General features: G+C 44.1%; 10 protein-coding genes. 3 read left to right on the forward strand and 7 right to left on the reverse strand.

Annotated elements, in window-relative coordinates:
- Window positions 1-119: 119 nt before the first annotated feature.
- Entirely contained in the window at window positions 120-653 is a 534-nt protein-coding gene (locus ACYX4W_RS11255) for an SRPBCC family protein (protein ID WP_476073247.1), read from the forward strand.
- 75 nt (window positions 654-728) lie between these two features.
- Window positions 729-1883 (forward strand): MFS transporter, encoded by a 1155-nt coding sequence (locus ACYX4W_RS11260; RefSeq protein ID WP_476073248.1) that lies wholly within the window; start codon window positions 729-731, stop codon window positions 1881-1883.
- Here the strand turns inward: ACYX4W_RS11260 and ACYX4W_RS11265 are convergent.
- The 7 genes from ACYX4W_RS11265 to ACYX4W_RS11295 form a co-directional block, all read right to left on the reverse strand.
- On the reverse strand, window positions 1852-2865 hold the full coding sequence (locus tag ACYX4W_RS11265) for a transposase (protein ID WP_476073249.1): 1014 nt from the start codon (window positions 2863-2865) through the stop codon (window positions 1852-1854). The two genes, ACYX4W_RS11260 and ACYX4W_RS11265, sit on opposite strands and share 32 nt — an antisense overlap.
- Window positions 2866-3144: 279 nt before the next feature.
- Window positions 3145-4098, reverse strand: coding sequence for a hydroxymethylglutaryl-CoA lyase (locus ACYX4W_RS11270; RefSeq protein WP_474855966.1), 954 nt, complete (start codon window positions 4096-4098; stop codon window positions 3145-3147).
- Window positions 4046-6052, reverse strand: a complete 2007-nt coding sequence (locus tag ACYX4W_RS11275; RefSeq protein ID WP_476073250.1) for an acetyl/propionyl/methylcrotonyl-CoA carboxylase subunit alpha — start codon at window positions 6050-6052, stop codon at window positions 4046-4048. Before ACYX4W_RS11275 ends, ACYX4W_RS11270 begins: the two co-directional genes overlap by 53 nt.
- Window positions 6042-6842, reverse strand: a complete 801-nt coding sequence (locus ACYX4W_RS11280; protein ID WP_476073251.1) for an enoyl-CoA hydratase/isomerase family protein — start codon at window positions 6840-6842, stop codon at window positions 6042-6044. Before ACYX4W_RS11280 ends, ACYX4W_RS11275 begins: the two co-directional genes overlap by 11 nt.
- A gap of 11 nt (window positions 6843-6853) precedes the next feature.
- Complete coding sequence (locus ACYX4W_RS11285; RefSeq protein ID WP_476073252.1) at window positions 6854-8461, reverse strand: carboxyl transferase domain-containing protein; 1608 nt, start codon at window positions 8459-8461, stop codon at window positions 6854-6856.
- Between the two features lie 253 nt (window positions 8462-8714).
- Entirely contained in the window at window positions 8715-9884 is a 1170-nt protein-coding gene (locus ACYX4W_RS11290) for an isovaleryl-CoA dehydrogenase (protein ID WP_476073253.1), read from the reverse strand.
- The gene (locus tag ACYX4W_RS11295; RefSeq protein ID WP_179983106.1) at window positions 9881-10288 is read right to left on the reverse strand and encodes a MerR family transcriptional regulator; all 408 of its coding nucleotides are present in this window, start codon (window positions 10286-10288) and stop codon (window positions 9881-9883) included. Before ACYX4W_RS11295 ends, ACYX4W_RS11290 begins: the two co-directional genes overlap by 4 nt.
- A 351-nt stretch (window positions 10289-10639) precedes the next feature.
- Here ACYX4W_RS11295 and ACYX4W_RS11300 point away from each other — a divergent pair, with 351 nt between their 5' ends.
- Window positions 10640-11815: a thiolase family protein gene (locus tag ACYX4W_RS11300; protein ID WP_476073254.1), complete on the forward strand. Its 1176-nt coding sequence runs from the start codon at window positions 10640-10642 to the stop codon at window positions 11813-11815.
- Window positions 11816-11821: the final 6 nt, after the last annotated feature.

Here is an 11821-nt window from a genome sequence, read left to right on the forward strand (position 1 = left end):
AAAAATAGATGGTTGGGTGTCTATCTAACGGTAATTTCGCGAAAGCGTTAAATGCGACACTAAGTGACATTTGTTAATTAGATGTTATATTTGAATAACTGTTTTTTGTGGAGTCACAGATGGGTGCATTAAAGAAAGTTCTAATGATGGTTGGTGTTGTAATTCTATTGTTTGTAATTACAAGTTTTTTTGTTCCAAATGAATATAGTGTGGAAAGAAAAGTTATTATAGACGCCGAGCCTTCTGAGATATATCCGTATGTCGTTGATTTAAAAGAATGGCAGAAGTGGGGAGTGTGGTTTAAACGCGATCCAAACATGAAGCTTGATTATTCTGGTCCAGATAGGGCTATTGGGATGCGTTCGGAATGGATGAGTGAAACGGAAGGGAATGGCGAGATGGAAATCACGCAACTAGAGCACAACAAACGCGTTCTCTATCGTTTATATTTTCCTGATTTTGACATGGGCTCATCTGGTGTGGTCGAAATAGAATCTACAGTCGACGGTTCTATAGTAACTTGGAGAGATGAAGGTTCGGTCGACAATAATCCAGTAAATAAATATTTCGCGCTGATGATGGATAGTATGATTGGCCCAGATTTCGAAATGGGGCTTGAAAACCTTAAGGTGCTGGTTGAAAACAACGGTTGATATGCGTAACATTTTGATCTGAAAATATAAAAGTGCCGTAAGCAGTGAATTGGTTTACGGTACGTGGCATTGTCCATGAAAGAAAAAAATCTCCTTATTGCCGGCCTTTCTCTTAATAAGCTTGCCGACCTATTAATATCAGCTAAGACCACATTGACGGCAGTGCTCCTAAGTGTTGGTGCTCCACTTTGGATGGTGGGATGGTTAGTTCCTATCAGAGAATCAGGAGCGCTTCTACCCCAGGTTCTTATCAGCGTTTATCTTCGAAAACACGCGCAGCGGCATATCGTTTGGCGCATTGGTATGGCAATACAGGCATTTGCTGTACTCGGAATGCTATTTTCGGTCATGTTCTTCTCTAGCTTCACAGCAGGCGCTTTGCTCCTAACCTCTCTTATATTTCTAAGTTTAGGTCGTTCAGCGTGTTCGTTAACTGTTAAAGATATGGAAGCAGATGTTGCGGCAAAAGGAGAACGCGGCAATTTGATAGGGTTGGCGTCTACTATTTCTGGGGTAGTTACACTAGTAATTTCAATACCTCTGGTTATATTAGATGGCAGTCTTTCTTCAAACGTACTTTTGCTAATTTTAAGTGGAAGCTTAATCTCCTTTGTTTTGACCTTGGTATGTGTGTGGCCCATCAAGACAAGTGTGGACACCGGTAGCGACGAAGAGAAAACCTTTAGTATTAACTTTGACTCTACTGTTTATAAATTTATTTTTGTTAGGGGGCTTTTCGTGCATTCGGCGCTCGTGGCTCCTTATTTCATGATTGAAAAAAATGGTGATGCGCAAGAGTTGCTTCCAATTTATATAGGTGCTGAGGCTGCGGCTGCGCTTTTATCTTCAATTATTTGGGGTAGGCTCTCTGATAAAAGTGCAAAATTAACACTACGGTTATCTGGTTTGCTGGCATTGTGTTCATGTGGAGGGCTTCTTTACTTGCAGTCCAGCTCTATTGTCACATCGGCATTTCTATTCTTTTTGCTTTCAATTGCTCATACAGGAGTGCGGACAGGGAGAAAAACATATAGTTTAGATGTTAAAGATGGCCATGAGCGAACAGAGTTAGTCGGTTTTTCTAACACTGCGATAGGAGTAATTCTATTAGCATTTGGCGCTCTTTACGCTGCGCTAACCCCTGTTTTACCATTTTCAGTAGTTTATATTATGGCCGGAGTACTTTTGGTGGCAGTTGTTATGACTGTAATTCTACCCTCTGAGAAGTAGATTTAAGGTCGAAGCAGAGCGATGCTGCTTTCTGTTTGGCCATCCGCTTTCTATGAGTGCGTTCTTTGAATTTCTGCATGGATGCTGTGTCTCCTGCAGCAAAAGAAAAAGTGTTTTCAAAATCATTGATGACTTTGAGCCAATGAGATTTGCCGAGACCTATTAGCTTTATGTCGTTATTGCTTTCTTGAGTAACGGTTTCTTTATTGCTATCAAGGAGTAACTTAATAGAATCATTAAGAAGCTCACAATAGTTGTTTAGGGTGAAATTTAAGCAAAGGTGATTTTTACTTATCCTTTGACTTTTAAAAGGAATTAGTCCTTTAATCGGTTTGCTATTCAATGCGTTTGAAGCTAGCCTGGTATGTATACTTGTGTGATACGAGTTCTGTATGTTTGTTGCAGCCTTTGCACGAATTGGGTTTAAATCGACATAAGTCATACAGGAAAGTAGAGCCTTTTCAGTTAATAAAGCCTGTGAACGAAAGCGCCCCTCCCAAAATCTACCTGTACAGTTGTCCTCTTTGTTGGCTTTTCTTGCAATAAACTCATTTAAATTCCTCATGAACCAACTGATATCAAAGAGACGTTTTCTATAAACTTCTGCTGTAGCTTGAACTGCATCTAATTCACTATCGCTAAGTAATTCGCCCTTCATGTATTTTTGAGTGAGCAGGGTGCCTTTGTGCATTTTATGCCACTGCTGTAAAACAGTCTGTGTCGGCCAGGAAAGTGCTGCGCTTTTGTTTACGCCTAAAACAACATGAACGTGGTTGCTCATGACAGCATAAGCACAAATGTCTATTGAGAAAACTTTACTTAAAAATAGAAGCCTTTTCTCTACCCAAGATTTTCTATGCTCGTAACTAACATTATTATGTCGATCGTACCCGCAAAGGTAGCTGCGTCTTACGCACCGAGATATACAGTGATAGTAAGGTGTGTCTTGAAGACTGATGAGGGACTTTCTGCTTTGTGCCACTTTGTTCCATCCAGCAAGGTCATATTACTTGAACAGACCTTACCATCTGAGGTGCTGCTCTGTGACCTGAACAGAGGAGCGGTTTTCATGATTGCGCATCAATCACAGTGGGACAGCTTAGCTTACAAAAGCTTACAGAGACATCCATTCTAAGAAAGTTTGAAGACGCATCCATTTTCTTGAAGTTTACAAAGACACCCATCCCAATAATTCTCTTGACGCTTATAATGGGTGTCTTTGTTAGATGTGGTCGTGTGCGCACGCCACAATTACGAAAGGTTATTTGGCCATTAGCGCGTTGGCTGATTTTGATACGGGCGAGCGACCCAATACGTCAGAAATATATGACGAGGCTACAAGCAGCTTATTCATGTCCACTTCTGTGGAAATGTCCATGCCATTCAACATATACAGGACATCTTCTGTTGCGACGTTACCGCTGGCCCCTTTGGCATAAGGGCAACCCCCTAGTCCTGCAACAGCCGAATCTATGGTAGAAACTCCATATCCTAGCGCCGTATACAAATTGACTAATGCCTGCCCATAAGTATCGTGAAAGTGAGCTGCAACTTTGCTGACATCGATCTCTTTTAGTACATCATCAAGCATTAAACTAGTTGATTTTGGAGTGCCCACCCCAATAGTATCCCCTAGTGAAACCTCGTAACACCCCATGTCAATCAGCGCCTTACTGACCTGTGTAACAGCAGTAGGTAAGACTTTACCTTCATAAGGACAGCCCATTACACACGAGACATAACCTCTGACTTTTATTTTATTGTGGTTGGCTAGTTCAAACAGTGCTTCGAAACGCTTTAAGCTTTCGCTAATTGAGCAATTGATATTCTTTTGTGAAAACGACTCAGATGCTGCTCCAAATACAGCAACCTCTTTTACTCCTGATTCTATGGCCGCTTCTAGCCCCTTAAGGTTGGGTGTCAACGCAGAATAACGGATATTCGCCTTTAAATTGAGCGCTTTAATAACCTCACCTGAATTCGCCATTTGAGGCACCCATTTGGGCGACACAAAGCTACCAGCCTCTATACGGTTGAGACCAGTTTCTGATAGAAGCTTTATAAGCTCTACCTTTTGTTCGACACTTAAAGTTTGTTTTTCATTCTGAAGGCCGTCTCTAGGGCCGACTTCGACAATACTTACTTCTTTAGGAAACGTCACATTAAACCTCGGTTGCTTCTTCAGTCGAAAACGCCAATAGCGTGGCCCCACCATCCACTAATTCACCTGGGTTGAAGAAGAACTCTTCTACTGAGCCGTTGTGTGGCGCAATAATACTGTGCTCCATCTTCATCGCCTCCATGACTAAAATTGGAGCACCTTTCTTAACCTGCTGACCTTTCTCAACTAAATGCGCGACTATTGTTCCATTCATAGGAGCACTTAAATTGGCATCATCACCATCACTGTTATCATCACCTAACGAGGGCGAAACTACACTAAACTTAGCATGGGTGTCTTTGTTAAAAAGAGTAAACACCCCATCATTGTCTGAAAACGAAAAAGTTGATTTGTATCCATTGATTGTCGCTTTCAGCGTGTTATTTGTGATCTTGCCACTTACTTCGAAGCTTTCGTTAGCTACCGTAAGCTCCCAGACAGGCTGATTCCCGTGTAGTAGATGTCTTACCTCAACACCGACCTCTTCTTGGCCGCAAAGCAATGTTAGAGTTTCTTGGTGATTTCCATTAGACCGCCACGCACCCGCAGTGGACCATACTTCAGGTGTGCGATTACTCAAGGTAACTTTTCTACTTACTAGGGAAAGTAATGCCATTGCTGGGATATTAGAATGGGTGTCTTCGCTAGCTACATGGTTAAACAACGAATCGTTATGCTTTTCAACGAATGTAGTTGTCAACTCAGCAGCACCGAATGCAGGATGGGTAGCGACGCGCTTTAGGAAGTCGATGTTTGTGCTTACACCGTCAATATAGTAATCGCCCAATGCACTAATCAGGCGCTTGAGCGCTATCTCACGGTTCTCTCCCCAAACCACAAGTTTGGCAATCATAGGGTCGTAAAATACGCTTACCTCGTCTCCTTCAACGACACCAGTATCAACGCGAACTACGTCATTTTCTTTTGGTGTACGCAACAAGCACAGCGTGCCGGTGGAAGGTAGGAACTCGTTGTTCGGATCTTCAGCATAAATCCGTGCTTCGAATGCGTGTCCTGTTAGCGTGAGTTCCTTTTGTTGCTTAGGAAGCGGTTTGCCTTCAGCAATAGTTAATTGCCAGTGAACCAAATCCTCACGGGTGATCATTTCTGTCACTGGATGTTCTACTTGCAAGCGTGTGTTCATTTCCATGAAGTAGAATGAATCGTCTTCATCAAGTAAAAACTCAACTGTTCCCGCACCTACGTAGTTAATGGCTTTGGCTGCCAGTAACGCTGCTTCACCCATTTTCTCTCTTACTGACTGAGACATATTGGGAGCAGGAGCTTCTTCAATAATCTTTTGGTGACGGCGTTGAACCGAGCAATCACGCTCGAAAAGATATACACCGTTACCATGGGTGTCACAGAAAACTTGTATTTCAACATGACGAGGGCGAGTTAGGTACTTTTCAACCAGCATATGGTCGTCACCAAAGCTGGCCATAGATTCACGTTTAGCGGCGTTTAAAGCCTGAGAAAATTCTTCCTCGCTCCACACTTGGCGCATGCCTTTACCGCCGCCACCAGCTGCGGCTTTCAAAAGCACCGGGTAGCCCATCTCATCGGCAGCACCTTTCAACACCGCTTCACTTTGTTCGTCGCCATGATAGCCTGGAACCAATGGAACGCCTGCTTTTTCCATGATGTGCTTCGCGGCAGATTTTGAACCCATCGCTTCTATTGCAGACGCGGGTGGGCCTACAAAGATAATATTGTTTTCTGCACACAAATTTGCAAATTCAGCATTTTCAGAGAGAAAGCCATAACCTGGGTGGATTGCATCTACACCAAGTTCTTTTGATTTCTCAATAATGAGTTCACCACGTAAGTAACTATCTTTTGACGGAGATGGCCCCAGATAAACTGCTTCGTCAGCCATTTGTACATGGAGTGCATTCTCATCGGCGTCTGAATAAACAGCTACAGTTTTTATACCTTGTGCGTTGGCTGTCTTTATAACGCGGCAGGCTATTTCGCCACGGTTTGCGATTAGTAATTTATTTATCATTTTGTACCTCCACCCATGACGCACTGCGCTTTTCTAAAAAGGCTGACAGACCTTCTTGACCTTCATCAGAAGTCCTAACTTGTGCAATAAGTTTGCTCGTTTGTGTGAGAAGGACATCATCAATTTCTTGCGTAGACACCCATTGCACCAAGTCTTTAGCTTTCGCCACTGCTTGGGGGCCATTTTTCAGTATGTTTGATACAATGTCATCTATGGTGCTGTCTAGCTCATCTTCGGTAACAGATTCGCTTAATAAACCTAGTCGTCGTGCTCTACGCGCAGAAAACACTTCAGCGGTTTGAAAGTAGCGTCGGCATACACGTGCCCCCATTGCCTCAACAACGTAAGGGCTGATCGTCGCTGGAATAAGGCCTATTTTAACTTCGCTTAAGCAAAACTTGCTGAGCTTACTTCCAATAGCAATATCGCAACAGGCAATTAAACCAACTGCACCCCCAAAAGCTGCGCCTTGTACTCTTGCTATTGTGGGCTTCGGCATTTTATAGAGCGTCTGTAGCATGGTTGCTAATGCAAGAGCATCACTTTCATTTTGTGCTTCTGTATAACTGGCCATTTTTTTCATCCAGTTAAGATCGGCGCCTGCGCTAAAACTCTTACCTTCAGCTCTTAAAATTAGGGCGCGTACGTTCTCGTCTTCGCCCGCTTTTTTAAACAAACGAGTCAGCTCGATTATCATTTCATCGTTGAAGGCATTGTGTTTATCGGCCCTGTTTAAGGTGACAGTGGCAATGTTTTTATCATCTACGCTGTAAATAACTGATTGTTCCATAACCCGAACTCCTACATTCTAAATATGCCAAAATGGGTGTCTTCGATAGGCTTGTTGAGGGTCGCTGACAGCGATAGCCCAAGCACTAATCGCGTATCCGCCGGGTCAATAACGCCATCGTCCCAAAGCCTTGCAGATGCATAGTACGGATGTCCTTGCTTTTCGTAGGTATCAATAACGGGTTGTTTAAATGCATTCTCTTCTTCTGCGCTCCAAGATTCGCCAGAACGCTCTTTTTGGTCGCGCTTTACCTGTGCGAGAACACCTGCAGCTTGCTCTCCGCCCATCACAGAGATGCGAGCATTTGGCCACATGAAAAGAAAGCGTGGATCATAGGCTCTGCCGCACATGCCGTAGTTACCTGCACCAAAACTTCCGCCGATAAGCACAGTGAGTTTTGGTACATTCGCGCACGCTACAGCGGTTACCATTTTGGCACCGTGTTTTGCGATCCCGCCATGCTCGTATTGCTTACCAACCATAAATCCGGTGATGTTTTGCAAAAACACGAGGGGAATTTTTCGCATGGCGCAAAGCTCGACAAAATGAGCACCTTTGAGCGCACTTTCACCGAAAAGTATGCCGTTGTTCGCAACAATGCCGACAGGGAAACCGAATATGCGAGCAAACCCACAAACAAGGGTAGTGCCATAAAGGGGTTTGAATTCATCAAAATCTGAATCATCAACGATTCGACCAATAATTTCCCTCACGTCGTAAGTCTGGCGACTATCGGCAGGCACGATGCCATATATCTCTTTTGTGTCGTAGCGTGGAGGTTTTATCTCGGCCACGTCTAGGTTTTGAGGTTTCTTACGGTTTAACCTTGAGATAGCATTTCGGGCTAGAGAAAGTGCATGATGGTCATTGTTGGCTAACTGATCAGCAACCCCTGAAATTCGAGTGTGGACGTCTCCGCCACCAAGTTCTTCTGCGGTAACCACTTCACCTGTCGCTGCTTTTACAAGTGGTGGCCCACCTAAGAAAATAGTCGCCTGTTCTTTAACGATAATACTTTCATCAGCCATAGCAGGAACATAAGCGCCGCCTGCTGTACAGGAGCCCATAACGACCGCAATTTGAGGAATATTCTTTGCAGACATATTCGCCTGGTTGAAGAATATGCGGCCGAAATGATCCCTGTCGGGGAATACGTCATCTTGGCGAGGTAAGTTAGCACCACCTGAATCCACTAGATAAATACAAGGTAAGTTATTCTGTTCTGCAATTGTTTGTGCTCTAAGGTGCTTTTTAACGGTTAGCGGGTAGTAAGTACCGCCTTTCACAGTAGCATCATTAGCTACAATCATGCACTCGATGCCAGCAACAATTCCTATACCCGCAACAACTCCTGCACAGGGCACATAGTCGTCATACACTTCCCATGCGGCCAACTGGCCTATTTCTAGAAAAGGTGTGTCTGGGTCAATCAGTGCATTGATTCGGTCACGAGGTAGAAGTTTTCCCCGTGACACGTGGCGTTCAGCCGCTTTCTCACCGCCACCTTTGCAAATTTGTTCTATTTTTTCGACAAGATCATTTACCTGAGCCTGCATATGCTCGGCGTTTGCGATAAATGTTTCGGACTTCGTATTTATACTTGAGCGAAGAACGGGCATAACCCCTCCTTGTGTTGGGCATAGGCGATCGTTGTCGCTTAGCCACTAGTTAGCATGACGATTAGCAAGACACCCATGCCAAGCATTTTCGTTGCGATGGGTGTCTTTGTAATTCATTGGCCTGTAAATAAAGTTCAGCTTTCGTAAATGTCCTAATAAATCTTAGGGTGGGTGTCTTGCTAATTTCTATAAAACAAACAGCGTTTAATCTTTCTTTGTTCAGTAGAATTTGCCTTCCACCCGTAATCCCGATTTACTTCGATTCGTTGAATAGCTCGCGGCCTATTAGCATACGGCGGATTTCAGACGTTCCCGCGCCAATTTCGTATAGCTTGGCATCACGTAATAGGCGCCCCGTCGGGTATTCGTTGATATAACCGTTACCGCCAAGCAGCTGAATGGCATCTAATGCCATTTTTGTGGCGAGTTCTGCTGAGTATAGAATCGCGCCAGCCGCATCTTTGCGCGTTGTCTCACCGCGACCGCATGACTGTGCAACGGTGTAAACATACGCGCGCGCAGCATTCATTTGCGTGTACATATCAGCGACTTTGCCCTGTACCAGTTGGAATTGACCAATTGATTGACCAAACTGCTGGCGGTCGTGAATATAAGGAACAACAATATCCATACATGATTGCATAATGCCGAGTGGGCCGCCGGATAAAACAAGACGTTCGTAATCTAAGCCGCTCATTAGTACACGAACGCCTTCGCCTTCTTTGCCAAGAATATTTTCGGCAGGTACTTCGCAATCTTCGAACACTAACTCGCAAGTGTTAGACGAGCGCATACCAAGTTTGTCTAGTTTCTGTGCGCGGCTGAAGCCAGGAAAATCGCGCTCTACGATAAACGCTGTGATCCCTCTCGGCCCCGCGTTAGGGTCAGTCTTAGCGTAGATAACAAAAGTATGTGCATCAGGACCGTTTGTAATCCACATTTTGTTACCGTTGAGAATGTACTTGTCGCCGCGCTTTTCAGCTTTTAATTTCATACTAACGACGTCAGAACCTGCGTTAGGCTCACTCATTGCTAACGCGCCGATGTGTTCACCGCTTACTAGCCTAGGCAAGTACTTTTCACGCTGAGCGTCGTTACCGTTTTTGAAAATTTGATTAACGCATAGGTTTGAGTGTGCGCCGTAGCTCAATCCGATTCCACCTGAAGCGCGGCTAACCTCTTCCATAGCAATAGTGTGGGCGAGATAGCCCATGTCAGAACCACCGTACTGCTCTGAAACAGTTACACCCAATAAACCCATATCACCAAGCTTAGTCCACAGTTGATTTGGGAATTGGTTATCTGCGTCTGCTTGTTCAGCAAGAGGAGCAATCTCATTTTGTGCAAATTGGTAGACCTGGTCACGTAACATCTCGATGTCTTCACCAAGTCCAAAATTCAAAGTAGGGTAGGAGGTGTTCATGCGATATTTCCTCGTTTTAATTCTGCGAGTTCTTCACGGCAGCGTGCTTCAACATCATCCAGTTCTGTCATTAGCATCTGAATATCTTCTAATTGTTGTTTAAGCACTGCTCTTTTTTGCTCAGTCATTTCAAGCATGGCCTCTAGCTGAATGGCCGAGTTGGGGTTAGTGTCGTACATGTCGAACAGTGTTTTGACTTCAGCAAGGGAAAAACCTAAACGTTTTCCGCGCAAGATAAGCTTTAAGCGCACTCTGTCTTTGTTTAAATAAACACGATTCTGCCCAGTTCTGGACGGGGACATTAGCCCTTGCTCTTCATAAAAACGAATTGAACGAGGAGTAATGTCAAACTCTCGCGCGAGTTCACCTATTGCATATGTTGTTTCGTCTTCGTACTTGCTCATTACACGTACCTTGTTTTTAGCGCTGTTAACACCCTTTATCTTAGCGTGGGTGTCTTTGTAATTAATTTCTCTGTAGTAGGTTGGGTGTCTTCGCAATCGCACTATTGTTTTAAAGCAGCATATTTTTCATACCACTATATTAAAACGTAGTGTTTGGTTGACACATACTTAGTACAGGTTTACGTTAACGTTAATTACATTTTACGTTAAGGTAAAGTAACATTTTGCTAACGTCAATTTTTCATGGTGAAGGTAAAGCATAGTCGCTATTAGAGGTGTTTACTTTTGTATACATCTGTGCGGCCTTCTTCACTTAACTCTATAATTTAAATGAATTTTAAGGGCACGGTTATGAGTAACGAATCAGTAGTCATTGTCGCAGCTAAGCGCACACCAATGGGTGGTTTTAACGGTAATTTGTCTTCGCTTGCTGCGACCAAATTAGGAGAAGTTGCGATTAAAGCAGCTTGTGAAGCGGTGGATGTCTCTGTAATTGATGAAGTCATTATGGGGTGTGTATTACCTGCTGGTGTAGGTCAATCACCTGCACGACAAGCTTCACTGGGAGCGGGGCTTCCCTTAAGCGCAGGAGTAACAACCATTAATAAAGTATGTGGCTCGGGCTTAAAAGCGGTAATGATGGCGCATGACTTAATCAAAGCAGGCAGTGCGACAGCAGTTGTAGCGGGTGGAATGGAAAGCATGAGTAATGCACCCTACATGTTGCCTAAAGCAAGAACGGGTTATCGTATGGGCCATGGTCAAGTGCTAGATCACATGATGCTTGATGGGCTAGAAAATGCTTATGATGGCAAAGCAATGGGATGTTTCGCGCAAGATACGGCCGATGAAGAAAATATATCTCGCGGAGAAATGGATGAATTTGCACTAAGCTCGCTTTCAAAAGCACATGAAGCAATAAATAGCGGTACATTCGTTGATGAAATAGTGCCTGTAACAATTTCGTCTAGAAAGGGCGACACCGTGGTCGATACCGATGAAGGCCCGGGTTCAGCACGTCCTGAGAAAATACCAACTTTAAGGCCTGCTTTCAAAAAAGACGGTACAGTCACTGCGGCGAACTCAAGCTCAATCTCCGATGGTGCTGCAGCACTGGTTGTTATGAGTGAGAGTAAAGCGAAAGAGCTTGGTCTAGCGCCACTGGCACGTGTAGTTGCTCACGCTACAAATTCTATTGAACCTGAAAACTTTACTGTGGCACCTGTAGGGGCAATGGAAAAAGTGTTGGATAAAGCAGGCTGGACTAAAGAAGTAGTTGATCTTTTCGAAATAAACGAAGCTTTTGCAATGGTAACTATGCTGGCAGTCAAGAAACTTGGGCTTGATGAAAGTAAAGTGAACGTGAAAGGTGGTGCATGTGCATTGGGCCACCCAATCGGTGCATCAGGTGCACGTATTTTGGTAACTCTGCTGCATGCGCTTAAGCAACGTGGCGGGAAAAAAGGTATTGCTTCCTTATGTATTGGTGGCGGTGAAGGCGTAGCATTGGCTGTTGAAATGATCTAAACAAAG

The organism is Alteromonas sp. ABH4_454 (genome assembly GCF_056311775.1).